This is a genomic window from Curtobacterium sp. ME-Dv--P-122a (assembly GCF_030209645.1).
Lineage (GTDB): Bacteria > Actinomycetota > Actinomycetes > Actinomycetales > Microbacteriaceae > Curtobacterium > Curtobacterium flaccumfaciens.
Map to the genome: position 1 here is coordinate 1 of NZ_JARVRO010000012.1, position 24,420 is coordinate 24,420.

Genomic DNA, 24,420 nt, shown 5'->3' on the forward strand with positions numbered 1-24,420 from the left:
GCCCCGGCTGCCCCCGCGGCCGCCGCGGCTCGGGCAGCCCCGGCGGCCCGGCCCGCGCAGGCACCCGCACCCGCTCGTGTGTCCGTCGACGTGGAGCTCGCCGTCGCGGACTCCGACATCGGCATCCACCGCACCTTCGACCCCTACTTCGCCGTCCTCCGCGTGACGTTCCCCGACCTCGACGTCGCGGTCCGCCCTTCCGCCCTCGCACTAAGGTTCTCCTATGACCAGCACTGACCCGAACAGGCTCTCGGAGGGGTCGCCGTCCCTCCCGAACCCGGGAGCACGACGTGTGCGGCTGGCCATCCTCGACGACCACGAGGTGCTGCTGGACAGCCTGTCGAGCTGGATCGCGGTGAACGCGTTCGACTTCGACCTGGCCCTGACCGCGCACACCTGGCTCGAGATGGTCCACAGCGACAGCTTCCCGACCGACCTGGTGTTCCTGGACTTCCAGCTCAAGGAACCGGTCTCGATCGAGGCCCGCGTCCGCACCTGCCGTGCCGCGGGGGCGAAGGTCATCGTGCTCTCGAGCGTCGACAGCCGTGAGTCCCGAGACCGCGCCCTGGCCGCCGGCGCCGCGGCGTTCCTGTCGAAGTCGCTCCCGATGCGCGAGGTCATGGACGTCGCCCGCGAGATCATGGGCGTCGCCCGCGAGACCCCGCAGCCCCGCGAGTGGCGTCCGCTGCCGACGGGTGCCGCCGCGCACCAGCGGCCGAAGCTCAGCGCCGGTGAGGAAGAGGCGCTGCGGCTCTACGTGTCCGGCTACTCGACGAACGAGGTCGCCGCGCAGATGAACGTGCAGTACGAGACCGCCAAGACCTACCTGCGTCGCGTGCGCGAGAAGTACAGCAAGGTGGGCCGCCCCGCCTCGAAGAAGTCCGACCTCATCCGTCGGGCCGCCGAGGACGGGTTCCTCGCGTAGTGGCGAAGCTCTACTTCCGCTACGGCGCGATGAACAGCGGCAAGAGCACGGGCTTGCTGCAGGCCGCCTACAACTACGAGGAGCGCGGGCACCGGGTGCTGCTCGCCAAGCCCGCGGTGGACACCAAGGGCGACCGTGAGATCGTCTCCCGCCTCGGCGTCACCCGGACCGTCGACATCGTGTTCTCGCCGGACGCCGACGTGCGCCAGGCCGTCTCCGCCGCCGGCGCCGTCGACCCCGAGTCGGACCGCCTGGACGGCATGGTGCGGCCCGTCAGCTGCGTGCTCGTCGACGAGGCGCAGTTCCTCACCCCGCGGCAGGTCGACGACCTGCTGCGCATCGCGGTGCTCGACGAGATCCCGGTCATCACCTACGGCATCCGCACGGACTTCCGCACCGAGGCGTTCCCCGGCAGCGCCCGCCTGCTCGAGGTCGCGCACTCCCTCGAAGAGCTGAAGACCATCTGCCGCTGCGGCCGCAAGGCGGTCTTCAACGCCCGCACGGTCGACGGCCGGTTCGTCTTCGACGGCTCCCAGGTCGCGATCGACGGCGTCGACGTCGCCTACGAGTCGCTCTGCGCCAACTGCTACCTGACGGAGTCCGGCGGCCGCCTCGACGGCGCCTGACCGCTCGTGCCGGCGTGCGTCCGGTCCGCACCCAGCTGACGGACTGGAGGCCCGTGGCGGCGCCGCCACGGGCCTCCAGTCCGTCGCGTGCACAGGAATGCACGTGCGCCGGTGCGCGTTGGTGACCACATGACCGACGACACCCTGCACCTGTCCGTCCTCGACCTGGCCACCCGCGAGTACGGCCAGTCCAACACCGAGGCCCTGCAGGGGTCCATCGACATGGCCGTGCACGCCGAGCAGCTCGGGTACGAGCGGTTCTGGGTCGCCGAGCACCACGGGATGCCGGGCATCACGTCCTCGGCCCCGGCGGTGTTGCTGAGCGCCGTGGGCGCGGCCACCTCGACCATCCGCATTGGGTCCGGTGGCGTCATGCTGCCCAACCACGCGCCGCTCGTCGTCGCCGAGCAGTTCGGAACGCTCCGTGCGCTGTACGGCGACCGGGTCGACCTCGGGCTCGGGCGCGCTCCCGGCACCGACGGCGCGACGGCGATGGCCCTCCGCCGCACGGACCGACTCGACGTCGACGACTTCCCGGACCGCCTGGCCGACCTGATCGGGTTCTTCACCGGCATGGGCGCGGAGAACCCGCTCGCCGGCATCCGCGCCGTACCGGGCTACGGCGACGTGCCGGAGTTCTGGCTGCTCGGGTCCTCCGGCTACAGCGCCCAGGTCGCCGGTGCGCTCGGCATCTCGTTCGCCTTCGCCCACCACTTCGCGTCGGACAACACCGAGGCGGCACTCGCCCTGTACCGCGACTCGTTCCGTCCGTCGCGCTTCCGGCAGACGCCGAACGCGCTGATCGGTGTGCAGGTCGTCACCGACGAGGACCCCGCCGTCATCGACGAGCAGAGCGCCCCGGGCATGATCTCCTTCATCCGGATGCGCTCGGGCCGGAAGCCCGAGCCGGTCTCGATGGACGAGGCGCGTGCGTACGAGTTCAACGACCTCGAGCGTCGGTTCATCGCGGCCCGCACCGAGCGTCAGGCCTACGGCAACGCCGAGCAGGTCGCGGAGAAGATCAACGCACTCGTTGCCTCGACCGGGGCGAACGGCGTGATCGTCTCGCCCGGTGCCGCGCAGGCACGGTACCGGCACCAGGCGCTCGACGTCGTGGCCGGGCTGCACGCGGCCGGCACGCTCGTGCCCGCGGGTGCTGCTGCTGGCGCCGGGGCGTCGTCCGTCGGCTAGTCCGGGTCGCTTCGTCGAGTTCGTTCGCTTCGTGAGCAGGAATGGTCGGGTGTCCGCTGGGCACCCGACCATTCCTGCTCACGAAGTTCCGTGGTGCCTCAGGTGAGCAGGCCCAGGCGCGTGGCTGCGGCCACCGCCCCGACGCGGGAACCGACGTCGAGCTTGCGGAAGACGTTGTAGACGTGCCGCTTGACGGTGCCGATCGCGAGCTGCAGGTCGGCGGCGATCTCGGCGTTGGTGCGCGCGGCGGCGAGGAGTCGCAGGACCTCGAGCTCGCGGTCGCTCAACGGTGAGCCGGCTCGGGCCTCGGTCACGAGGTCGACCGGGAACGTGACCGGTGCCGCATCGGCGTGGGCTGCGCGGGCGATCCGGTCGACGAGTTCGCGGCTCGGGGTGTCCTTCGTGACGAAGTCGACCGCGCCGGCATCGAGCAGGGTGCGGCGGAGGACGGCGTCCCGGTGCATCGTGAGCACCACCACCCGGATGTCCGGGCGGGTGCGGCGGACCGTGGCGATCGTCGTCCGTGCCGGCGGGCCGTCCAGCTCGACGTCGAGCAGCAGGACGTCGATCGCGGCGGCCTCGGGGGAGTCGAGCACCTCTGACGGTCGTTCGCCGTGTGCGACGACGCGGATCGTGGGGACCGCGGCCAGGATCGTGGCGAGTCCTTCGCGGAAGAGCCGGTGGTCGTCGACGATGGCGACGTGGGTGACGGTCACAGGGTGCCCCTCGGGATGGTCAGTCGGACGGTGGTGCCGTGGTCTCGGCTGCCGCGGACGCTCTCGACGTCGAGCCGGGCGCCGATCACCGCCGCACGCTCGCGCATGGTCTGCTGGCCGAGGCGGCCGTCGGCGTCGCGCTCCACGTCGAAGCCCGGGCCGTCATCGGCGACCGTCACCACCAGCGCTGCGGGTGACCAGAGGAAGCGCACCGAAGCCGTCGATCCACGCGCGTGCTTGCTGCGGTTCGTGAGCGCCTCGAGCAGGATCGTCAGCGCTTCCTCGGCCTGCCAGTTCGGCAGGGGACCGGCGACACCGGTCGACTCGATGGACAGGAGGTCGTCGTCGGGGAACAGGTCGCGCACGTGCCGTCGGAGCGCGTCGTCGAGCAGGGCATCCCCGACCCGGGCGTGCAGGCTCACTGCGAGGTCCTGGACGTCGCCGAGTGCGCTCCGGAGCAACCGCGCTGCGTCGTCGAGCTGATCGGCTCGTTCGTCCGCCGGCGGATCCGTCAGCAGGACGAGGTCGAGGCGCTGCAGCCCGGCGAGGATGCCGTGGGCGACGCGGTCGTGCAGGTCCCGGGCGATCTGCGTCCGGGAGTCCAGGTGCGCCGTGGTGAGGCGTTGGCGCAGTGCCTCCGTGTACGCGACCGCCCCGGCCGGGAACCGGCTCCAGATGCCGGCGTGCAGGGCCCTGGTGGCGCGCAGGACCTCGGCGGTGGACGCCGCGCCGACCTCGTCGACGAAGACCGGCAGGTAGGCGTCGAACAGCATCTCCGCCGCGAGCATGGCGCCGGCCGGGTGCTGGGCGTGCTCGGCGTGCAGACTGCCGGTCGCCAGGTGCTCGGGGTCGAGGAACGCGTGGCTCACGACGCTGCCGTCGGTTCCCGCGGCGTAGCGCTCGTGGGCCTCGGCGATCATCGACGAGACGTTCTCGGTCAGGCTCTGCGCCAGGGCCGGGTCGTCCGCGATGTCGGGGAACTCGGCGGCGATCGCGACGAGCACGGCGGCGAGGGGATGGTCGTTCTGCATGGCGCTTGCGAGCGTAGCGGGAGGGCTGCTCGCGATGGGTCGGGGAACGGCTGACTGGGTCGTGCGACCCATCGGGCAGCCGAGATGCACCCGGGGAAAGCAGAAGGCCCTGGTTCCGGAGAACCAGGGCCTTCTTCGTACTGTCTCAACACAGTGTCGGGGTGACAGGATTTGAACCTGCGACCTCCTCGTCCCGAACGAGGCGCGCTACCAAGCTGCGCCACACCCCGCGGTGTGATCACTCCGTACCGGAGCAACCAGACAATACTATCCGATGATCGGGGATGCTCACGACCATCCGGCGAACTCCCGGGCGCGTCGGCTCAGGAAGCCCGTGCCGTCAGGGTGACCACGACGGCCTCGGGCCGGCAGGCGAACCGGACGGGCGCGTAGATCGAGGTGCCGAGGCCCGCGGAGACCTCGAGCCACGACCAGTGGTTGCGGTGCTCCCACTTGTGCAATCCGCTGGCGTAGCGGCGGGGGAGGTCGCTGTTCGTGACGAGCGCGCCGACCCCGGGGACCGCCACCTGACCGCCGTGGGTGTGCCCGGCGAAGATGATGTCGGCACCCTGCGTCACGAAGGCATCGAGCACGCGACGGTACGGCGCGTGCGTGACACCGATCGCGACCGGTGCGGGGCCGTCCTCGTCCTCGGACCACGGCACGTCGCTGCGCATCTCGTCGACGTTGGTGGGGAGCAGGTCGAGGCGGTCCCAGTCGCGGTGCGCGTCCGAGGTGCCGAACAGCTCGAACCGGGAGCCGCGGAGTTCGATCGCGTGCGCCTGGTCGTTCAGGTCGAGCCAGCCGAGCGACTCGAAGAACGCCGTCTGCCGATCGATGTCGAGACCGACGGGCTCCGCAGCCTTGTGCATCCGGCTCGGCCCCGAGAAGTACTTGAGCGGGTTGCGCGGGGAGGGCCCGAAGAAGTCGTTCGACCCGTAGGCGAAGACACCGGGCACCCCGCGGAACGGCTCGAGCGCGTACTCCACGGCGGCGTTCGCGGTCGCGTGGCCGAGGTTGTCCCCGGTGTTCACGATGAAGTCCGGTTCAACCAGGCTCAGGTCGCGCAGCCACTGCTGCTTGTCGGCCTGCCACGGGGCCATGTGGATGTCGGAGAGGTGCAGGACGGTGACGTCACGGGATCCCGGCGGGAGCACCGGGACGGTCTCCCACCGGATCCCGAAGCGACGCCGCTCGACGAGCGAGCCCCACGCCGCCGAAGCAGCTCCGACGGCCGCGCCGGCAGCGAGGACGCCGAGTGCGGTGCGACCGCGGGTCACTTGCAGTCCTTGGGCGCCTTGCCGTTCTTGTCGCCGTAGAGCTGGATCGTCACGTTGTCGTTCTTGTTCGCCGTGGCGTTGATCGCCGGCTCGACCGCGGCGACCTTGCAGGTCTTGCCACCGCCGCCCTTGGCGTAGCTGTCGGCGAGGTTGACGCTCGTGAACCCGGCATCGTTCAGGGCCGAGCGGGCGTCCCCGAGGGAGTCGCCGCCGATCTCCGGAACGGTCGCCTGGGTGCCGTCGGACGTGTAGACGGTGACGCTCGAGCCCGAGGACAGGAGCGCACCCGCCGCCGGGGACGTCGAGGTCACGGAACCGGGGTTCCCCGTGCCGGGACGCGCGCCGCCGTCGACGTACGTGAACCCGGCGCCCGAGATGGCCGCGCGGGCCTCGTCCGCCGTCTTGCCCTGCAGGTTCGGCAGTGCCTTGGCGTTGCCGCGGAGCGCCGAGGTGTTCGGGTCGGTGAACGGACCCGCTGGGTAGATCGCGTTGACCGGCGTCTGCGCCTGCCGCCACACGTCCGCACGGCTGGCGGCGTAGGTGCCGCTCACCCCGTTGCTGAAGTTGCGGAGGTTCGTGAGCTTGCCGTCGGTGTTGCCCTGCCAGTAGGCGGTGGCGACACGCGAGCTCGAGCCGACCAGCCAGATCTGGTTGCCGTCGTCAGTCGTACCCGTCTTGCCGAACAGCTGCATGCCGTCCGGGGTCTGTGCGCCGCGAGCGGTGCCGTTGGCGATCGTGCCCTTCATGGCGTAGATGGCGGCGTGAGCGACCTCGGGGTCGATCGCCTGCTTGCAGTCCTTGGTCTGTCCGCCGAGCTTCTTGCCGGACGGCGAGGTGATCTGGTCGATGGCGATCGGCTTGCAGTAGATGCCGTTGTTCGCGACAGCGGCGTACGCGGCGGCCATCGTCATGGGCGCGATCTCGTTGATGCCGAGGACCGACGATGGGTTGGAGAGGAGCTCTCCGCCGTCCGCACGGTGGACGCCGAGGGATTCGGCGACCTTCTTGATGTCGCAGAGGTCGAGCTTCTGCGCCATGTTGAGGAACGCCAGGTTGATGGACTGCGCCGTCGCCGCGGCGACGGTGTAGTTGCCGCTCTCGCCGGGACTGTCGTTCTTCGGCCGGTATCCGCCTCCGACGTAGTACGGCTGGCCGCACTGGGTCCACCCCGTTGACATGTCACGCGGCGCGCCACTGACGACCTCGTTCAGCCCGTGCCCGGCCTGCAGCCACGCGAGCAGGGTGAAGAGCTTGTAGGTCGAGCCCGTCTGGAAGCCCTTGGCGCTGCCGTACTTCTCGTCGACGCTGTAGTTCAGGGACGTCGATGTCGGCGCGGACTTCAACGACTCGTCGAAGTCCTTGTTCTGTGCCATCGTGACGATGCGGCCGGAGCCTGCCTCGATCGAGTTCAGCGTGGCGCCCAGGGCCAGGTTCGTCTCGGCCTTGTTGTCGTACGTGTTGACGAGACGCTTCTGCTCGGCGTTCAGGTCGATGTTCAGCGTCGTCTGGATCTTGTACCCGCCGTTGCGCCAGGCGGTGTCGCGAGCCTTCTGCGACGAGCCGAGCTGCGACATCTCGAGCACGACCTTCTTGGCGTAGTCGCAGAAGAACTGCGACCCGTCGCCGACCGAGGCACGGCAGCCCTGCGACGGCTGCGTCAGGTGCACGTAGTCCGCCGGCTTCGACTGGCGGGCCTTGCGGTACTCGGCCTCGGTGAGGTTCTTCTGGTCGTACATCGAACGGAGCACGACGTTGCGCCGGGCGACGTTGGCGTCGTACTTCTTCGGGCTCGACAGGTTGCGCGCCTCGGGGTACTGCACGATCGCGATGAGCGACGCGGCCTCGGCCGGGGTCAGGTCGGTCGCGCTCTTGTTGTAGTAGTGCTGCGCCGCGGCCTGCACGCCGTAGGTCTGGTCGCCGAAGTAGGCGATGTTCAGGTAAGCGGTGAGGATCTCCTTCTTGGAGTACTTCTTTGCCAGCCCGATCGCGAGCTTCATCTCCTCCAGCTTGCGGGGGATGGTCTGCTCGACGGCCTCGTTGTAGGCCTTCTCCTGCTCCTTCTTGGTGGGGAGGTTCAGGGCTTCGTTCATCTTGATGTTGCGGACGAGCTGCATGGTCAGCGTCGACCCTCCACCCGAGTCGCCGAGTCCGCCCGCGATGCTGCCCACACCGGCGCGGATGAGCGACGTCATGTCGACGCCGCCGTGGTCGTAGAAGCGCTTGTCCTCGCCGTCGATCGCCGCGTTCTTCAGCTGATCGCTGATCTGGTCGAACTTCAGCTCTTGGCGGTTCTGGTCGTACAGGGTGGCGAAGTGCACGGACTTGCCGCCCGAGTACGCGTACAGCTCGTTGCGCTGCGGCAGGTCACCGATCTCGATGTACTCCGGGAGGGACTCGAACACACCGATCGTGGACGTCGTCGTGACACCGGCGACGGCGATGGCCGGGGTGACCCCGATCGTGACGAGCAGGCCGGCGAGGGCACTGAACCCGACGAATCCGATGAAGGCGCCGACTGCTGAGACGGGCTTGGTCCGCGATGCAGACGTCTTCTGGGCAGACATAGGATGCAGCCTAAACGACACCCCCGACTGAAAGGCTGGCAAGGAACCGCATGACTCGCTGGGAGTACTTCACCACGCCGCTGATGATCCACAACACCACCGCGATCCTCAACAACTACGGGGACGAGGGCTGGGAGCTGGTCCAGATCGTCACCGGGCCCGAGGGCGGTCTCGTCGCCTACCTGAAGCGCCCCAAGGCCGACGCATGAGCGTCTCCGACCGGCTCACTGAACTGGGCCTGACGATCCCCGCGGTCGCCGCGCCCGTCGCCGCCTACGTGCCCGCCGTCGTGACGGGCCAGTACGTCTACACGGCGGGCCAGCTGCCGTTCGTCGACGGCGCCCTGCCCGTGACCGGCAAGGTCGGCACCGACGTCGACGCCGAGACCGCTGCCGCGCAGGCTCGTGTGGCCGCACTGAACGCCCTGGCCGCCGTGCAGTCGGTCGCCGGTTCGCTCGACCGCGTGGCCCGAGTCGTCAAGGTCACGGTCTTCGTCGCGTCGGACCCGTCGTTCACCGGCCAGCCCGGTGTCGCGAACGGCGCGTCGACGCTGGTCGGCGAGGTCTTCGGCGACGCCGGCGTCCACGCGCGCAGCGCGGTGGGCGTCGCCGTGCTCCCGCTGGACGCGCCGGTCGAGGTGGAGCTGGTGGTGGAACTCACCGCCTGACGGCAGCGACCGACGGAACGAACGTGAGCAGGGCCTCCAGTCTGTATCTGACTGGAGGCCCTGCTTCCGTCTGGCGGGACTACATCAGTTCCGCGATGGTCGCCATGATCGTCGGGTCGGCGAGCGTCGTCGTGTCGCCGATGCGGCGGCCCTCGGCCGCGTCGCGGAGGAGTCGCCGCATGATCTTGCCGGAGCGTGTCTTCGGCAGCTCCGGCACGATGACGACCTGGCGCGGCTTCGCGATCGCGCCGATCCGCTTGCCGACCCAGTTGCGGAGCTCCGCGGAGGCGGTCTCGCGGTCGACGTCTGCGGCGGCCTCGGCCGTCAGGATGACGAAGGCGACGACGGCCTGCCCGGTGGTCTCGTCGGCGGCCCCGACCACGGCAGCCTCGGCGACGCCCTCGTGGCCGACCAGGGCGGACTCGATCTCAGCCGTCGACAGGCGGTGTCCCGAGACGTTCATGACGTCGTCGACGCGCCCCTGTACCCAGATGTCGCCCTGCCCGTCGAGCCGCGCGCCGTCGCCGGCGAAGTAGCGGCCGGGGAACCGCGACCAGTACGTCTCGACGAACCGGTCCGGGTCGTTCCAGATCCCGCGCGCCATCGACGGCCACGGCTCGGTGATCGTGAGGTAGCCGCTCTCGCCGGGTTCGGCACGGTTGCCGTCGTCGTCGACGATCTCGGCGACGATGCCCGGCAGGGGCGTCTGCGCGGCGCCGGGCTTGAGCTTCGTGACGCCGGGCAGCGCGGAGATCATGATGGCGCCGGTCTCGGTCTGCCACCACGTGTCGACGATCGGCGTGCGGTCGTGGCCGATGACCTGGCGGTACCACTGCCACGCCTCGGGGTTGATCGGTTCGCCGACGCTGCCGAGCAGGCGGAGGGTCTCGAGGCTGCGCGCCTCCGGGATCTCGCGGCCGGCCTTCATCGCCGCACGGACCGCCGTGGGTGCGGTGTACAGGACGGTGACGCCGTACGCGTCGACGAGGTCCCACCAGCGGCCGGGCTTCGGCTCGTCGGGGGTGCCCTCGTAGAGCACCTGGGTGACGCCGTTGGCGAGCGGGCCGTAGACGACGTAGGAGTGGCCGGTGATCCAGCCGATGTCGGCGGTGCACCAGTAGACGTCCTTCTCCGGGTGCATGTCGAAGACGTTCTTGTGCGTGTACGCCGCCTGGGTCAGGTAGCCGCCGGAGGTGTGCACGATGCCCTTCGGCTTCCCGGTCGTGCCCGAGGTGTACAGGATGAACAGCGGGGTCTCGGCGGGGAACGCCTGGGCCTCGTGGGTCGGCGCCGCCTTCGCCAGCTCGTCGTGCCACCAGACGTCGCGGTCGTTCCAGGCGATGTCGTTGCCGCCGCGCTTGACGACCAGGACGTGCTCGACCGTGTCGGTGCCCTCGCCGGTCAGCGCCTCGTCGACGGCGGGCTTGAGCGGTGAGACGGCACCGCGCCGCCACCCGCCGTCCGCGGTGACGACGAGCTTCGCGCCGGCGTCCTCGATGCGGGCACGGAGGCTCTCCGCGCTGAACCCGCCGAAGACGACCGAGTGCACGGCACCGATGCGGGCGACGGCGAGCATCGTCACGACGGCTTCGGGGATGAGTGGGAGATAGACGACCACCCGGTCGCCCTGGCCCACGCCGAGGTCGGTGAGCATGTTCGCGGCGCGCTGCACCTCGGCGGTCAGCTCGGCGTAGGTGATCCGGCGCGTGTCGCCGGGAGCGCCCTCGAAGTGGATCGCGACCCGGTCGCCGTTGCCCGCGCGGACGTGCCGGTCGAGGCAGTTCTCGGCGACGTTGAGCGTGCCGTCGGCGAACCACTTCGCGAACGGGGCGCCCGACCAGTCCAGGGTCTGCGTGAACGGGGTGCGCCAGTCGAGCAGGGAGCGGGACTGCTCGGCCCAGAACGCCTCGCGGTCGGCTGCTGCTGCGCGGTGGAGGTCCTCGCCGGCGACCGCGTCGGCCACGAACTCGGGCGGCGGTGCGAAGGTCGCTCCGTCGTCGCCTCGGGGGTCGGTCTGGGTCGGAGTGGACATCGATGTCCTTTCGCGTCGTTGCGGCCTCTGGTGGCATCCGTCGTGGATGCATGCGTGCGTCCGCCGTGGATGCGTGCGTGCATCCGCGGCGGGTGCGTGCGAGCATCCGTCGCCGGTGCCTGCGTGCATCCGGAGACTACCCCTCGGCCGGGTCGGGGCGCGGCACGCCCGGAGGTCGTGTCCGGGGTTGCCCTGGAGGGCCGATCGTGGGGTACAGTAGATCCCGCTGGACTCGTTTCCGGCGGCATCGAATCGGATTCCCCCCAATCCCTCGATGTCAAGGCGGCACCTGTTCCCCCCAACCGGTGCCGCCTCTTCTGTTTCCCGGGGTCCGACTCGAGCGATGGCGGCTCGTCGGGCTCCGCCGTGTGCCCCGATCCGCGCAGGGACGCCGGTCGCGTGGACAGACCGGTCCATGCTCGTGCATGCATTCTGCATGTTCTTGCGTAGCAGGTGCTACGCACAGTCCGGCAGCGGGAAGCGGGGGTGGTGGGCGACCCCGAGCACGTCGGTGTCGCATCATCGACCGGGGTACGGCTTTCCGTTTCGGGGGACAAACCGGTCCGTTGGTGGGGCGCTCCGATGTTGTCCACAGAAGTGGGGACCGTCCCGGCTGAGGGCTGACGTGCTCCCTACCGTCGGCGGCATGCCCCTGCACCGTGCTCCACTGCTTCCCCGCGCGTCGGCGCCGTCCGCGTCGACATCCTCTGCGTTCTCGGCACCGGCACCGGCACCGGCACCGGCACCGGCGCGGGCGCATGCTCCGTCGGCTCCGTTCCTGCCCGGAGCAGCGCCTCCGGCTCGTCGCCGGGCGTCCGTGGTCGTCGAGTTCGAGGAACTCGCCGCCCTGGTGGCCGATGCCACCGTGACGGACGTCCTGGTGGTCGGTGGCGTGGGGACGTGGGTCGACCGCGGCACCGGCCTCGAAGCCGTGCAGCCGCGACTGACCGAAGCACGTACCCGCGAACTCGCGACGCGGCTCGTCGCGCTCGGCGGCCGCCACGTCGACGAGACCACCCCGTGCGCGGACGTCCGGCACGGCGACGGCGTCCGGGTCCACGTCGTCCTCGCTCCGGTGTCCGTCGGTGGCACCGCGGTGTCGATCCGACTGCCACAGGTCCATCGACCCACCCTCGCCACCCTCGAGCGCGGCGGGACCTTCGCGTTCGTCCCGCGGTCGGTCGTCGAGGATGCCGTCGCCGCACGCCGGAACGTCCTGGTCACCGGCGCGACCGGCAGCGGCAAGACCACCCTGCTCGCGGCGATGCTCGGGAACGTCCCCGTCGACGAGCGCATCGTGACGGTGGAGGACGTCGCCGAGCTCCGGATCGCCCATCCGCACGTCGTCGCGCTCGAGGCGCGGCAGGCGAACGCCGAGGGGGTCGGCGCGCTCGGCCTCGACCGGCTCGTGCGCGAGGCGCTGCGGATGCGCCCCGACCGGATCGTCGTGGGGGAGTGCCGCGGCGCCGAGGTCCGCGAACTCCTCTCCGCCCTGAACACCGGGCACGACGGGGGAGCCGGCACCGTGCACGCCAACGGCATCGCCGACGTGGCCGCGCGCCTCGAAGCGCTCGGGGCACTCGCCGGCCTCGGTGCCGAGGCGCTCGCCCGGCAGGCCGTCAGCGCCTTCGACCTGGTCCTGCACGTGGAGCGACGCGCAGGCCAGCGACGGCTCGGTGGTGTGGGCACGTTGTGCGTCGGCCCGGACGGGAGGCTCGAGGTGCGCCCGGTGGACGGGCTGCGGTGAGACGACCCACACCCGACGGCCCGGCGCGGGTGGCCGGGGTGCTCGACCGGGTGGCGACGCTGGTCGCGGCAGGCGTCCCGCCGCCGCGGGCCTGGCGGCTCGTCGGCGGGCTGCCCGGGGTCGGAGGACCCGCCCAGCAGGACATCGTCGTCGTCCTCCGCGTGGCGGACCGGACGGGAGCGCCCGTCGCGGAGACCCTCCGCGGGCTCGCCGGCGCGCTCCGGCGCGCCGCAGCGTCGGACCGGGCGATCCGGGTCGCCCTGGCGGGCCCGCGGACGAGCGCCCGGGTCGTGCTCGCGCTGCCGCTCTTCGGGTTGGGGCTCGGTGCGACCTGGGGTGCCGGTGCCGTCGAGGTCCTGGTCGGCTCACCGGCCGGTTGGGCGTGCTCGTGCACCGCGGCGGCCCTCGTGCTGGTCGGGCGACGGTGGACCGCCCGGCTGGTCCGTTCCGCGACCCCCGACGGCCGGGTCCCCGGGGTGCTCCTCGACGCCTGGGCCGTGGCGGTCGCCGGAGGCGGGTCGTGGAGCACCGCCGGGCAGGCAGTCGCCGAGGCGTCCGCGGGAGCCGCCCCGCCCGCCGGGGACGTGCACCGGCTGCGGGAGGTCCTCGACCTCGCCCGGCGCGCCGGGGTGCCCGCCGCGGGCTTGCTCCGCCGCGCCGCCGAGGACGTGCGCGACGAGGCCGCTGCCGACGGGCTCGTGGCGGCGGAACGACTGGCGGTCCGACTGGTGCTGCCGCTCGGGGTCTGCGTCCTGCCGGCGTTCGTGCTCGTGGGGGTGGTGCCCGTGGTGGTCGGGGTCCTCTCCTCCACGGTGGGCGGGGCCGCGTGACCTCTCCACAGATGGCGCCGAGGCCGCTTCGTCGACACCCCGGCCAGGACACGCTGGTCCCACCCAACAGAAAGGACGGACTCCATGAGCACCACGTCATCCCCCGACCGCCGCACCCGTCGGGCCATCCGCCACCACCGTCGCCCGCGTCGCCTCGTCGCCCGGTGGTCGTCCCGGCTGCGGGACGACCGGGGATCAGCCACCGCCGAGTACGCGGTCGTCATCCTCGCCGCCGTGGCCTTCGCGGGTGTGCTCGTCGCGGTCATGCGCTCCGGCGAGGTCCAGACCATCCTCACCGACCTCGTCCGTGGCGCGCTCTCGCTGTGAGCGCGGCTCCGTGACCGTCGAGTTCGCGGTGGCGCTCCCCGTGGTGGCGATCGTGTTGACCGCCCTCGTCGCGGCCGTCCTCGTCGTCGACGCGCAGGGCCGTCTGCAACTCGCCGCAGCCACCGCCGCCCGGGCGATCGGGCGTGACGACGAGCACGAGGGCCGGTCCGCGGCCGACCGGATCGCTCCGGGGGTCTCGGTCGTCGTCCGGTCGGACGGTGACATGGTCTGCGTCGACGCCACGCGCGGCGGGACCGGTCCCTTCGCGGCGCTCCCGCTGACCGCGACGGCGTGCGCCGCGGCCCGAGGGGGGTGACGTGACGATCCCCGACGGCCAACGCGGCTCGGCGACCGTGCTGCTCGTGGCGGTCCTCGGCGTGGGGGTCCTCGTCGGGTCGACGGCGCTCGCCGCCGCCGGTCACCGCACGCAGGCCCTCCGCGCCCAGGGCGCCGCCGACGCCGCCGCCGTGGGCACCGCGGCGGCCGCCACCGGGCTGGTACCGGGGGAGCCGTGTGCGGTCGCGACCCGGATCGCCACGGCGAACGGGGCCGCCCTCGACGCCTGCGAACTCGTCGCCACCACGGCCCGCGTCCGCGTGGTCGTGGGCACCGGACCGTTCGTCGTCGGCGCACTCGCGGTGGCCGGTCCGGCAGGCGACCCGCCCGAACACTATGTGTATGGTGTGCCTGTCGGCCCGCGGTCACCGATGTCCCGGTCGACCCGGACACGCTCGTGGCCAGGGCCGATCAGCACCATCGATCAAGGAGACACGTGCCAGGCACGAAGAAGCTCGTGATCGTCGAGAGCCCTGCGAAGGCGAAGACGATCGCGCAATACCTCGGTGACGGATACGAAGTCCAGGCCTCGGTCGGACACATCCGCGACCTCGTCGAGCCGAAGAACCTGCCGCCCGAACTCAAGAAGGGCTCCCTCGGCAAGTTCTCGGTGGACGTCGACAACGGCTTCGAGCCGTACTACGTCGTGTCCGACGCCAAGAAGAAGACCGTCTCCGAGCTGAAACGCGCCCTCAAGGACGCCGACGAGCTCTACCTCGCAACAGATGAAGACCGCGAGGGTGAAGCGATCGCGTGGCACCTGCTGCAGGTCCTGAAGCCGAAGGTCCCCGTCAAGCGGATGGTCTTCCACGAGATCACGAAGGAGGCGATCCAGCGCGCGCAGGAAGCCACCCGTGAGCTCGACACCGCCCTCGTCGACGCGCAGGAGACCCGCCGCATCCTCGACCGGCTGTACGGGTACGAGGTCTCCCCGGTCCTGTGGCGCAAGGTCGCCCCTGGTCTGTCCGCCGGCCGCGTGCAGTCCGCCGCCACCCGTCTCGTCGTCGACCGCGAGCGCGAGCGCCTGGCCTTCGTGTCCGCCAACTACTGGGACCTCTCCGCCCGGTTCGAGAAGGCCGGCGAGTCCTCCTTCTCGGCGCGACTCGCCCGGATCCACGGCACCCGCGTCGCCTCCGGCCGTGACTTCGACGACCGCGGCACGCTCAGCGGTGACGTCGTCCGGCTCGACGAGGCCGCTGCCGCGTCGCTGACCACGGTCCTCGAGCGCGCCGGCGACGCCACCGTCCGCAGCGTCGACTCGAAGCCGTACACGCGACGCCCGGCCGCGCCGTTCACCACGTCGACGCTCCAGCAGGAAGCCGCGCGCAAGCTCCGTCTGTCCCCGCGACAGACCGCTCGCGCTGCGCAGACCCTGTACGAGAACGGCTACATCACCTACATCCGTACCGACTCGGTCTCGCTCTCGAAGCAGGCCATCGACGCGGCCCGCAAGCAGGCAGCGGACCTGTACGGCTCGGCCACCGTGCCCGACAAGCCCCGCCTGTACGCGAGCAAGAGCAAGAACGCGCAAGAGGCGCACGAGGCGATCCGTCCCGCCGGCGACTCCTTCCGTACCCCGCAGGACCTGCAGGGCACCCTCACCGGTGTCGAGTGGCGCCTCTACGACCTCATCTGGAAGCGCACCATCGCGTCCCAGATGGCGGACGCGAAGGGTTCGACCGCGTCGATCGTGCTCGGTATCTCCTCGACCGAGTCGGTCGAGGGCATCGCCTCGACCGCGAACGGCACGGACGCCGAGTTCACCGCCTCCGGCACCGTCATCACGTTCCGCGGCTTCCTCAGCGCCTACGAAGAAGGCCGTGACGAGGACCGCCACGAGTCCTCCGAGCGTGCCGGTCAGGACGTCGCCCTGCCGAACGTGGCCCAGGGCGAGCACCTCTCGGTCACCGACGTCGAGGCGAAGGGGCACGACACCACCCCGCCGCCGCGCTTCACCGAGGCGAGCCTCATCAAGACGCTGGAAGAGCTGGGGATCGGGCGTCCGTCGACCTACCCCACGATCAGCCCGACGATCATCGACCGCGGCTACGTCTCGCTCCGCGGCACGCAGCTGGTGCCGAACTGGATCGCGTTCAGCGTCGTGCGCCTGCTCGAGGAGTACTTCGGCGAGCTCGTGGAGTACGACTTCACCGCCGAGATGGAAGAAGACCTCGACCGCATCGCTCGCGGCGACGCGGACCGGGTGGACTGGCTCAAGGGCTTCTACTTCGGGGGCGGCGACGACGACCAGCGCGGCCTGCGGACGGTCATCGACAACCTCGGTGAGATCGACGCCCGCGAGATCAACTCGGTCGAGCTCGCTCCGGGCCTCACGCTCCGGATCGGTCGGTACGGCCCCTACATCGAGGTGCCGAGCGACGACCCCGAGAAGCCGCGGCGCGTGAACGTGCCCGAGGACCTCGCTCCCGACGAACTGACCGTCGAGAAGGCGAAGGAACTCGTCGACGCCCCGGTGATCGGCGACCGTGTCGTCGGGATCAACCCGGAGACCGGAAAAGAGGTCCTGGCGAAGGACGGCCGCTTCGGCCCCTACGTCACGGAGCGCACCCCGGAGCCCGAACCCACCGTGGACCCGAAGACCGGCGAGGTCGTCGAAGCGCCAGCGGCGGCAGAGGCCCCCGTGGCCGACGCGGCTGCTGCGACCGCGACGAGCGAGACGGCCTCGGCGACGGCGACGGCGAAGAAGGCCCCCGCCAAGAAGGCGCCTGCGAAGAAGACGACGAAGAAGGCCGCGGCGCCGAAGGAACGCACCGCTTCGCTCTTCAAGTCGATGGACCCGCAGACCGTCGACCTCGAGACCGCGCTGAAGCTCCTCGACCTGCCCCGCGTCGTCGGCCAGGACCCGGAGACGGGCAACGACATCACGGCGCAGAACGGCAGGTACGGACCGTACCTGAAGAAGGGGACCGACACCCGGACCCTGCCCGGCGAGGACGCGATCTTCGACATCGACCTGCCCGGTGCACTCGAGCTGTTCGCGCAGCCGAAGTACGGCGGCAACCGCACCGCGAGCGCCGCGCTCAAGGAGTTCGACGCCGACCCGGTGTCCGGCAAGCCGATCAAGATGAAGGACGGCCGGTTCGGCCCGTACGTCACCGACGGCGAGACGAACGCGACCATCCCGAAGGGCGAGGACGTCGAAGCCGTCGACCACGCCCGCGCGGTCCAGCTCATCGCCGACAAGCGTGCCAAGGGGCCGGTCAAGAAGAAGACCCCGGCTCGTCGGACGGCGGCCAAGAAGAAGTGACCGGTCGCTTCATCACGCTCGAGGGCGGCGACGGCGCGGGCAAGACGACCCAGGCGGAGCTGCTCTCGGCGTGGCTCGGTGCGCACGGTCGGACCGTGGTCCGCACCCGCGAGCCCGGCGGCACCGACCTCGGCGTCCAGATCCGGCAGATGGTCCTGCACGAGCGGGGCCACGTCGCGCCCCGGGCCGAGGCGCTGCTGTACGCGGCCGACCGAGCCCAGCACGTCGAGACGGTCGTCCGTCCGGCGATCGCACGCGGCGAGGTCGTCCTGCAGGACCGCTACATCGACTCGTCCGTCGCCTACCAGGGCGTCGCGCGCGGGCTCGGCGCCGAGCAGGTCCGGTCCGTCTCGGAGTGGGCAGCGGACGGTCTCGCACCGGACCTCACGATCCTGCTCGACCTCGACGTCACCGTCGGACGCGCCCGGGTGGCCGCGGCGCGGGGCGACACCTTCGACCGTCTCGAGTCCGAGGCTGCCGCGTTCCACGAGTCCGTCCGTCAGGCCTTCCTCGCGATGGCCGAGGCCGAGCCGGCGCGCTTCCTGGTGGTCGACGCCTCGGCCCCGACCGACACCGTGCAGGACGCGGTCCGTCGAGCGGTCGCCCCGCTCGTCGGGATCGACCCGGCATGACGGTGGTCACTGACAGGATGGTCCCGTGAGCGTGTGGGACGGCCTGACCGGGCAGGAAGAAGCGGTCGCGTCGCTGCGCAACGCGGCCGAGTCCACCGACGGCACCGGCGGCATGACGCACTCGTGGCTCATCACCGGCCCGCCCGGGTCGGGTCGGTCGAACGTGGCGACCGCCTTCGCCGCGGCGCTCGTGGGCAACGGCCCCGACGACGACCACACCCTGCGGCAGATCACCGCGAAGACCCACCCCGACGTCTCGGTGCTCACGACCCAGCGCGTGATCATCACCATCGACGAGATCCGGCAGCTCGTCACCTCGTCGTACTACTCGCCGTCGGTCGGCCGCTACCGGGTCGTCATCATCGAGGATGCCGACCGCATGACCGAGCGCACCTCGAACCTGCTGCTCAAGGCGCTCGAGGAACCCCCGGAGCGCACGGTGTGGATCCTCTGCGCCCCCAGTGAGGCCGACCTGTTGCCGACGATCCGGTCACGCGTCCGCTCGGTCCGCCTGCGCGTGCCCGGCATCGAGTCCGTCGCCGACCTGCTCGTCGCCCGGACCGGTGTCGACCGTGCCCTCGCGATGGATGCTGCTCGTCAGGCGCAGAGCCACATCGGCATGGCACAGCGCCTGGCCACGAGCGAGCCGGCCCGAGACCGTCGCCGCCGCACCCTGACGACCGTGCTCGGTGTGCGGAGCGTGGGTGACGCGGTCATGGCGGCCGCCGAACTCCTCGCCGTCGCCGACGAGGACGCCAAGTCCATCACCGAGCAGCGCGACTCCGAAGAGCGCGACGCAGCCCTGCGCTCGCTCGGGGTCGAACCCGGCGGGACGATCCCGCCGGCGCTCCGGTCGCAGCTCCGTGCTCTCGAGGACGACCAGAAACGCCGGGCGACCCGCAGCCTGCGTGACGGCCTCGACCGGATCCTGGTCGACGTCTCGTCCCTGTACCGCGACCTGCTCCTGCTGGGGCTCGGAGCCCCGGCGGAACCGGTCAACCTGGCCATGCAGGACCAGCTCGAACACGCGTTGCCGACGACACCGCCCGCTGCCGCGCTCGAGGTCCTCGATGCCGTCGCCCTGGCGCGCCAGCGCATCGCGGCGAACGTGGCGGCACTCCTGGCGCTCGAAGCACTGCTCGTCACCATCGCCCGCGCCCGCCGCTGAGGCCCGGCGTGCGACAATCACGGCATGCCCGACGCTGAACCCGGCCTGCGCGAACGGAAGCGCCGCGCCACCCGGCGCGCCATCCAGCAGGCTGCGCTCCGGATCGCCATCGAGGACGGCCTCGGCGCGGTGACAGTGGACGAGATCTCCCGGCGGGCCGACGTCTCGCCCCGGACGTTCTTCAACTACTTCCCGAGCAAGGAGCAGGCGATCCTCGGGGACGACCCGCAGCTGCCCGACGACGCCGTGTTGCAGGCGTTCGTCGACGGTGGTCCGAGCGGAGACCTGCTCGCCGACATCGGCACGCTGCTCGTGCACTCCACGCGGGAACTGATCGAGGAGCGCGGGCTCATCGAGGAGCGGCAGCAGGTGCTCCGCGCGAACCCGGAGCTGTTCAGCCGTCGCATGGCGTCCATGAAGGAGTTCCAGGCGGAGCTGCAGACGGCCGTCGCGCGCCGGCTCGAACACGCCGACCCGGAGCTCGCCGCCGACGCCGAGGCACTCCGCCGCCGCGCGGGTCTCGCGGCCATCGTCGCCCTCGCCGCCCTGCGCCACGCGTGGTGGGAGTGGTCGGGTTCCGAGGCCGGAACACACCTGGTCGACGAGCTCGAACGGTCCTTCTCCGAGCTCGGCGTGCTGGTTTCGCGTTCACTCGTCTGAACCTGTATAGTCATTGCTCGTGCCACTCCGGATATGGAGTGTGCGCCGCCTTAGCTCAGTCGGTAGAGCGATTCACTCGTAATGAATAGGTCGTCGGTTCGATTCCGACAGGCGGCTCCGTGAACACCCCGGTCAGGCCCACTCGAAGTGGCTCTGACCGGGGTTTTCGTATTCCGGACGAAACCCGTGTCCCTCGCCCGAGGGACAGACGTCGGGCGCGTTCGCGGGCTAACCTTGTCCGCGAAACGGGGGACACGATGACCGACCACCAGCCCAGCGCTCCACCGGCGGTGCCGCCGTGCTGAAGCGTGTCCTGGTCATCGTCGTGGTCGCTGCCACCGCCGGAGCCCTCGCGGTCACCGCGGCAGCCGTGCCCGAGTCCCGTGCCACGTCCGCATCGACCTCGTCGCCGAGCACCGGTCCGTCCGCGACCCCGACGGCGTCCGCGACCGGCCCCGCGTACCTCGCGGACCGCGAGCCGACCTTCTCCGAGGACTTCGACACCCCCGCCGCAGCTGGCGGCCCCTTCGCCGAGACGTACCGGAACTCGTGGCAGCCGTACCCCGACGGCACGGGCGGCAAGTACTACTCGGACAAGCTCATCAGCGCCCACGACGGCTACCTGGACGTCGCGATGGACGGGGAGCACGGCGCTGCCGGAACGTTCGGCACGCCCACCGGCGCCTGGTCACACGTCGGCGGCACCTTCAGCATCCGTGCGCGGGCGACCGGTGGTGACGGCAACGGGATCGCGGTCATGCTCTGGCCGACGTCGAACGCCTGGGCGGACGGCGAGCTGAACTACCCGGAGGGCCAGTTCAACGGCTCACCGCGCGTCTTCCACCACTCGATGCTCCAGGGGCTCGAGAAGCGGACCGAGCACTACAACACCCGGGTGTCCTGGAACGACTGGCACACCTACACGACCGAGTGGGTGCCGGGGAAGATCATCCGGTACTACCTCGACGGCAAGCTCGTGTTCACGGTGCCGCGCAACGTGCCCACCACGCCGCACCGCTACATGTTCCAGATCGGCAACTGGGGCGACCCGGGGCACGTGCAGATCGACTGGGTCCGCACCTACGACACGGAGTGACCAAACCCCCCGGACGGGGGCTCCGAATCAGTCCGGTCGTACGACCCGACACCCGTGTGCTCGCGTCGATGACCCGAACCTCGACGCGGGTGCGCGGGCGGGAACGATCCCCGTTCTGGGGATTCCCCTGCCGGGCCACTCGGACAACGATGGGACACGAACCCGTTCCGTCGTCACCGAGAGGTCGTCATGCTGCTGTCCCTGGTCTACATGAGCGCAGCGAACGAGGTGTTCGACCAGGAGCGGCTCGACGCACTGCTCGAGCACGCACGGGTCCGCAACACCGCGTCCGGCCTGTCCGGTCTGCTCGTCTACAAGGACGGCCGGTTCATGCAGCTGCTCGAGGGCCCCGAGGCAGCCGTGCTCGAGACGTACCAGCGCATCATCGACGACCCGCGGCACACCGACGTCGGCCTGCTCGTCGAGGAGCGCATCCACACCCGGCGTTTCGGCGAGTGGAAGATGGCGTTCCACCGGGAGGCCGAAGCCGACCTGCCCGACGGCTTCGACTCGTTCCTCGCCGAGGGCGATGCGAGCGCCGACACGAGCCGTGCCCGTGAGCTCCTGCGCTGGTTCCGGAACCACCCGATGGCCGCCCCGGACGCCGCGCTCGGCAAGCACCGCCGCTGACGACCCGAAGCGGGCACCGCCGCTGACCGCCCGACGCGGACCCCGCTGACGACCGCCGCGAGCCGCGCCACACCCCGCGCTGGTAGACAGGACCCATGACGGTTCGCTGGGGAGTCATCGGCACAGGAGGCATCGCACGGTCCTTCGTGGGTGACTGCACCGCGGCCGGCATCGTGTTCACGGCCGTGGGCAGCCGCACCCGCGAACACGCCGAGGCCTTCGCCGCCGAGTTCGGCATCGAGCGGGCCCACGGTTCCTACGAGGACCTGGTGGCGGACGACGACGTCGACGCGGTCTACGTCGCGACCCCGCACGTCCGGCACGCCGAGGACGCCCTGCTCGCGATCCGCGCGGGCAAGCACGTCCTGGTCGAGAAGGCCTTCACGATGACCGCGGCCGAGGCCAGGACGGTCGTCGACGCGGCTCGGCAGGCGGGCGTCGCGGTGATGGAGGCGATGTGGACCCGGTTCCTGCCCCAGATGGCGATGATCCGCGAGATCGTCGCCGAGGGCCGGATCGGCCGCCCGATGGCGGTCGAGGCGACCCACCACCAGGCGCTCCCGACGGACCCCGGCCACCGGTTGCGCGACCCGGCACTCGGCGGGGGAGCGATGCTCGACCTCGGGATCTACCCGGTGTCCTTCGCCGTGGACGTGCTCGGGGTGCCGACCGCGTTGGTCGCAGCCGGGACGCTGAGCGAGCAGGGCGTCGACGAGCAGATGGGCCTGGTCATGACGCACGAGGGAGGTGCGCAGTCGATGATCCACTTCGGGATGGACCTGCGGAGCCCGAACACCGCGTCGATCATCGGCGAGACCGGCCGCATCGACCTCGACGCCACCTGGTACACGCCGACCACTTGGCGGATCCGTGACCGCGACGGTGCCGTCGTCGAGGAGTTCGACGGCCGCGAGGAGCTCGCCGGCTACGAGCACGAGGCCCGCGCCTTCGAGGCGATGATCACGTCGGGCCGCCACGACGGCGGCCCGATGGACCCGGACGAGACCGTCGCGATCATGGCGGTGCTGGACGAGGCACGACGCCAGGTCGGGGTCCGGTACCCGGCCGACGGTCCCGTCACGGCTCCCTGATCCGGCGCCCGTCCGCCACGGATCCCGGATCCGGCCTGGAGGCTCCTGCCGCAGTTCCGTAGGATCGGTCGCGATGTCCGAGCAGCAGCCCACCCCGCGTTCCGTCCCGGAGCGGTTCCGCGCCGCCGTCACCGCGGTGCGCGCCTCCGCCGCGCGACGCCCGGTCCCGTGGATCGCCGGTGGTCTCGCGGCGCTGCTCGTGGTCGGTTCCGGTGGGGCCGTCGCCGTCGCTGCGGCCACGACCCCGGACTCCCGGGCCGCTGCGGCGCCCAGCCCGACCCGGACCGCGTCCTCGGCTCCGGACCGGACGACGACCACGAAGCGCCCGACCACGAAGCCGTCCCCCACCCCGACCGCCGATGCCCGCGCGGTGCCGGACGACCTCGCCGGTCCGTCCGCGCTCCGGACCTGCTCGATCGCGACGGCTGCGTCGGCGAGCGGCCTCGGCGACTTCGAGGGGTACGTGATGGACGCGAAGACGGGCAAGGTCCTGTTCTCCAAGCACGGCGAGCGGGCCGCCCAGACCGGCAGCGTCATGAAGACCCTGACCTCGGCGACCGCGCTGTCCGTGCTCGGGGGCGACCACCGCATCCCGACGACCGTCGCACGGGAGTCCGCGAACACCGTCGCCCTGGTCGGCCACGGCGACGCGACGCTGTCCGCCGGCGGCGGCACGGTGTACCCGGGCGCCCCGACCCTCGCCCAGCTCGCGCAGCAGGTGAAGGCGAAGGTCGGCGACACCCCGGTCACCACGATCGTCACCGACGACTCGTACTGGAGCGACGCCGACGCCTGGGACCCCACGTGGCCGGTGTCCGAGCGCACCATCGGGTACCAGCCGAAGGTCACGGCGCTCATGGTCGACGGTGACCGGGCGAACCCCGCAGCGGCGACCTCGCCCCGGTCGGAGGACCCGGTCGGACGCGCCGGCATCGCCTTCCGGACGGCACTGGCGAACGCTGGCGTCGCCGGCGCCTCGTCCGCGCAGATCGTCAAGCGGGCGACCACCGGCACCGAGACGATCGCCACGGTGTCGTCGCAGCCGGTGTCGACGCTCATCGGGCAGATGATCCCGAACTCGGACAACACCCTGGCCGAGATGCTCGCCCGGGTGTCCTCGAAGGAGTCCGGGTCGAACGGCTCGGCGGCGTCGCTGTCGTCCGTGTACCAGTCGGCACTGCGCTCCTACGGCCTCGACCCGGCCGGCATCGTGATCAAGGACGGCTCGGGCGAGAGTGCCTCGAACGCCGTGTCGCCGGAGTTCGTCGCACACCTCATGGTGCAGGTCGCCTCCGGCGCGAAGGGCCTCGGCACGCTCGCGAACGCCCTGCCGGTGTCCGGCCAGTCCGGCACCCTGGCCAGCCGGTTCACCGGCGCGAACGCGGTCGCTCGCGGCAAGGTGCACGCCAAGACGGGCTGGATCGACAGCGCGAACACCCTCGGCGGCTACATCGACGCCGCCGACGGGTCGCGGCTGACCTTCGCCTTCTACGCCATCGGATCGCCGCGTGCAGCAGCACTGCCGGCACTCGATGCGGTGACCGCCGCGACGTACTCGTGCGGGAGCAAGCTCACCGGCTCCTGAGCCGACGGGTGTTGGATG

General features: G+C 71.1%; 24 protein-coding genes and 2 tRNA genes. 20 read left to right on the top strand and 6 right to left on the bottom strand.

All coding sequences use genetic code 11. The features are described 5' to 3' along the window. From QRN49_RS12475 to QRN49_RS12490, 4 genes are all read left to right on the top strand, one after another. Positions 1 to 237, top strand: a 237-nt coding sequence (locus tag QRN49_RS12475; RefSeq protein WP_284756188.1) for a hypothetical protein, incomplete at its 5' end; no start/stop codon positions are given. Continuing rightward, the gene (locus QRN49_RS12480) at positions 224 to 925 is read left to right on the top strand and encodes a response regulator transcription factor (protein ID WP_035808846.1); all 702 of its coding nucleotides are present in this window, start codon (positions 224 to 226) and stop codon (positions 923 to 925) included. The genes QRN49_RS12475 and QRN49_RS12480, both read left to right, overlap by 14 nt. Then, the gene (locus tag QRN49_RS12485; RefSeq protein WP_111022274.1) at positions 925 to 1,551 is read left to right on the top strand and encodes a thymidine kinase; all 627 of its coding nucleotides are present in this window, start codon (positions 925 to 927) and stop codon (positions 1,549 to 1,551) included. Before QRN49_RS12480 ends, QRN49_RS12485 begins: the two co-directional genes overlap by 1 nt. Before the next feature lie 129 nt (positions 1,552 to 1,680). Next, positions 1,681 to 2,742 carry an LLM class flavin-dependent oxidoreductase gene (locus tag QRN49_RS12490; RefSeq protein WP_284756190.1) on the top strand — a complete coding sequence of 354 codons (1,062 nt, stop codon included), beginning with the start codon at positions 1,681 to 1,683 and terminating at the stop codon, positions 2,740 to 2,742. Positions 2,743 to 2,840: 98 nt separating this feature from the next. On the opposite strand, the gene QRN49_RS12495 is transcribed toward QRN49_RS12490, so the two are convergent. The 5 genes from QRN49_RS12495 to QRN49_RS12515 all read right to left on the bottom strand — a co-directional run bounded on the left by QRN49_RS12495 (position 2,841) and on the right by QRN49_RS12515 (position 8,333). Continuing rightward, positions 2,841 to 3,458, bottom strand: coding sequence for a response regulator transcription factor (locus QRN49_RS12495; RefSeq protein WP_111022276.1), 618 nt, complete (start codon positions 3,456 to 3,458; stop codon positions 2,841 to 2,843). Then, positions 3,455 to 4,489 (bottom strand): sensor histidine kinase, encoded by a 1,035-nt coding sequence (locus QRN49_RS12500; RefSeq protein ID WP_284756192.1) that lies wholly within the window; start codon positions 4,487 to 4,489, stop codon positions 3,455 to 3,457. Before QRN49_RS12500 ends, QRN49_RS12495 begins: the two co-directional genes overlap by 4 nt. Before the next feature lie 156 nt (positions 4,490 to 4,645). Further along, a tRNA-Pro gene (locus QRN49_RS12505) sits at positions 4,646 to 4,719 on the bottom strand. A gap of 93 nt (positions 4,720 to 4,812) precedes the next feature. Next, the gene (locus tag QRN49_RS12510) at positions 4,813 to 5,769 is read right to left on the bottom strand and encodes a metallophosphoesterase (RefSeq protein ID WP_071405008.1); all 957 of its coding nucleotides are present in this window, start codon (positions 5,767 to 5,769) and stop codon (positions 4,813 to 4,815) included. Beyond that, positions 5,766 to 8,333 carry a transglycosylase domain-containing protein gene (locus QRN49_RS12515; RefSeq protein ID WP_284756196.1) on the bottom strand — a complete coding sequence of 856 codons (2,568 nt, stop codon included), beginning with the start codon at positions 8,331 to 8,333 and terminating at the stop codon, positions 5,766 to 5,768. The genes QRN49_RS12510 and QRN49_RS12515 overlap by 4 nt, the downstream gene beginning before the upstream one ends. 50 nt (positions 8,334 to 8,383) lie before the next feature. On the opposite strand from QRN49_RS12515, the gene sp36 reads away from it, so the two are divergent. Together sp36 and QRN49_RS12525 are read left to right on the top strand one after the other, a co-directional pair. Beyond that, positions 8,384 to 8,542, top strand: coding sequence for a Sp36 family protein (gene sp36, locus QRN49_RS12520; protein ID WP_017888699.1), 159 nt, complete (start codon positions 8,384 to 8,386; stop codon positions 8,540 to 8,542). After that, a complete protein-coding gene (locus QRN49_RS12525; RefSeq protein WP_284756202.1) occupies positions 8,539 to 9,000 on the top strand; it encodes a RidA family protein in 462 nt (153 codons plus the stop codon). The genes sp36 and QRN49_RS12525 overlap by 4 nt, the downstream gene beginning before the upstream one ends. 79 nt (positions 9,001 to 9,079) lie before the next feature. Here the strand turns inward: QRN49_RS12525 and acs are convergent, their stop codons facing one another. Next, entirely contained in the window at positions 9,080 to 11,032 is a 1,953-nt protein-coding gene (gene acs, locus QRN49_RS12530) for an acetate--CoA ligase (protein WP_111022279.1), read from the bottom strand. An 817-nt stretch (positions 11,033 to 11,849) separates the two neighbouring features. Between acs and QRN49_RS12535 the strand changes: the two genes are divergently transcribed. The 14 genes from QRN49_RS12535 to dacB all read left to right on the top strand — a co-directional run bounded on the left by QRN49_RS12535 (position 11,850) and on the right by dacB (position 24,402). Continuing rightward, positions 11,850 to 12,779: a TadA family conjugal transfer-associated ATPase gene (locus QRN49_RS12535; protein ID WP_284756366.1), complete on the top strand. Its 930-nt coding sequence runs from the start codon at positions 11,850 to 11,852 to the stop codon at positions 12,777 to 12,779. Beyond that, positions 12,776 to 13,609: a type II secretion system F family protein gene (locus QRN49_RS12540; protein WP_284756206.1), complete on the top strand. Its 834-nt coding sequence runs from the start codon at positions 12,776 to 12,778 to the stop codon at positions 13,607 to 13,609. The genes QRN49_RS12535 and QRN49_RS12540 overlap by 4 nt, the downstream gene beginning before the upstream one ends. An 84-nt stretch (positions 13,610 to 13,693) precedes the next feature. Next, the gene (locus QRN49_RS12545) at positions 13,694 to 13,936 is read left to right on the top strand and encodes a DUF4244 domain-containing protein (RefSeq protein WP_175330804.1); all 243 of its coding nucleotides are present in this window, start codon (positions 13,694 to 13,696) and stop codon (positions 13,934 to 13,936) included. 10 nt (positions 13,937 to 13,946) lie between these two features. Continuing rightward, positions 13,947 to 14,252: a TadE family type IV pilus minor pilin gene (locus QRN49_RS12550; protein WP_284756209.1), complete on the top strand. Its 306-nt coding sequence runs from the start codon at positions 13,947 to 13,949 to the stop codon at positions 14,250 to 14,252. A gap of 1 nt (position 14,253) precedes the next feature. After that, positions 14,254 to 14,733 carry a hypothetical protein gene (locus QRN49_RS12555; RefSeq protein WP_110863361.1) on the top strand — a complete coding sequence of 160 codons (480 nt, stop codon included), beginning with the start codon at positions 14,254 to 14,256 and terminating at the stop codon, positions 14,731 to 14,733. Then, the gene (gene topA / locus QRN49_RS12560; RefSeq protein WP_284756213.1) at positions 14,709 to 17,540 is read left to right on the top strand and encodes a type I DNA topoisomerase; all 2,832 of its coding nucleotides are present in this window, start codon (positions 14,709 to 14,711) and stop codon (positions 17,538 to 17,540) included. Before QRN49_RS12555 ends, topA begins: the two co-directional genes overlap by 25 nt. After that, positions 17,537 to 18,172 carry a dTMP kinase gene (gene tmk / locus QRN49_RS12565; protein ID WP_111022285.1) on the top strand — a complete coding sequence of 212 codons (636 nt, stop codon included), beginning with the start codon at positions 17,537 to 17,539 and terminating at the stop codon, positions 18,170 to 18,172. The genes topA and tmk overlap by 4 nt, the downstream gene beginning before the upstream one ends. Positions 18,173 to 18,197: 25 nt before the next feature. Continuing rightward, a complete protein-coding gene (locus QRN49_RS12570; protein ID WP_071404998.1) occupies positions 18,198 to 19,340 on the top strand; it encodes a DNA polymerase III subunit delta' in 1,143 nt (380 codons plus the stop codon). A 24-nt stretch (positions 19,341 to 19,364) separates the two neighbouring features. Continuing rightward, entirely contained in the window at positions 19,365 to 20,000 is a 636-nt protein-coding gene (locus QRN49_RS12575; protein ID WP_284756218.1) for a TetR/AcrR family transcriptional regulator, read from the top strand. Positions 20,001 to 20,044: 44 nt separating this feature from the next. Continuing rightward, a tRNA-Thr gene (locus QRN49_RS12580) sits at positions 20,045 to 20,117 on the top strand. A 181-nt stretch (positions 20,118 to 20,298) separates the two neighbouring features. Then, on the top strand, positions 20,299 to 21,096 hold the full coding sequence (locus QRN49_RS12585) for a glycoside hydrolase family 16 protein (protein WP_071404996.1): 798 nt from the start codon (positions 20,299 to 20,301) through the stop codon (positions 21,094 to 21,096). A 189-nt stretch (positions 21,097 to 21,285) separates the two neighbouring features. Further along, positions 21,286 to 21,726 carry a BLUF domain-containing protein gene (locus QRN49_RS12590; protein WP_071404995.1) on the top strand — a complete coding sequence of 147 codons (441 nt, stop codon included), beginning with the start codon at positions 21,286 to 21,288 and terminating at the stop codon, positions 21,724 to 21,726. Between the two features lie 95 nt (positions 21,727 to 21,821). After that, positions 21,822 to 22,817, top strand: a complete 996-nt coding sequence (locus QRN49_RS12595; protein ID WP_284756220.1) for a Gfo/Idh/MocA family protein — start codon at positions 21,822 to 21,824, stop codon at positions 22,815 to 22,817. A 73-nt stretch (positions 22,818 to 22,890) separates the two neighbouring features. Then, positions 22,891 to 24,402 carry a D-alanyl-D-alanine carboxypeptidase/D-alanyl-D-alanine endopeptidase gene (gene dacB / locus QRN49_RS12600; protein WP_284756222.1) on the top strand — a complete coding sequence of 504 codons (1,512 nt, stop codon included), beginning with the start codon at positions 22,891 to 22,893 and terminating at the stop codon, positions 24,400 to 24,402. Positions 24,403 to 24,420 lie beyond the last annotated feature (18 nt).

Coding starts and splice junctions, on each gene's coding strand:
- QRN49_RS12480 (WP_035808846.1), top strand. CDS start 224: ATGACCAGCACTGACCCGAACAGGCTCTCGGAGGGGTCGCCGTCCCTC.
- QRN49_RS12490 (WP_284756190.1), top strand. CDS start 1,681: ATGACCGACGACACCCTGCACCTGTCCGTCCTCGACCTGGCCACCCGC.
- QRN49_RS12500 (WP_284756192.1), bottom strand. CDS start 4,489: ATGCAGAACGACCATCCCCTCGCCGCCGTGCTCGTCGCGATCGCCGCC.
- QRN49_RS12515 (WP_284756196.1), bottom strand. CDS start 8,333: ATGTCTGCCCAGAAGACGTCTGCATCGCGGACCAAGCCCGTCTCAGCA.
- sp36 (WP_017888699.1), top strand. CDS start 8,384: ATGACTCGCTGGGAGTACTTCACCACGCCGCTGATGATCCACAACACC.
- QRN49_RS12525 (WP_284756202.1), top strand. CDS start 8,539: ATGAGCGTCTCCGACCGGCTCACTGAACTGGGCCTGACGATCCCCGCG.
- acs (WP_111022279.1), bottom strand. CDS start 11,032: ATGTCCACTCCGACCCAGACCGACCCCCGAGGCGACGACGGAGCGACC.
- QRN49_RS12545 (WP_175330804.1), top strand. CDS start 13,694: ATGAGCACCACGTCATCCCCCGACCGCCGCACCCGTCGGGCCATCCGC.
- QRN49_RS12575 (WP_284756218.1), top strand. CDS start 19,365: ATGCCCGACGCTGAACCCGGCCTGCGCGAACGGAAGCGCCGCGCCACC.
- QRN49_RS12590 (WP_071404995.1), top strand. CDS start 21,286: ATGCTGCTGTCCCTGGTCTACATGAGCGCAGCGAACGAGGTGTTCGAC.
- QRN49_RS12595 (WP_284756220.1), top strand. CDS start 21,822: ATGACGGTTCGCTGGGGAGTCATCGGCACAGGAGGCATCGCACGGTCC.
- dacB (WP_284756222.1), top strand. CDS start 22,891: ATGTCCGAGCAGCAGCCCACCCCGCGTTCCGTCCCGGAGCGGTTCCGC.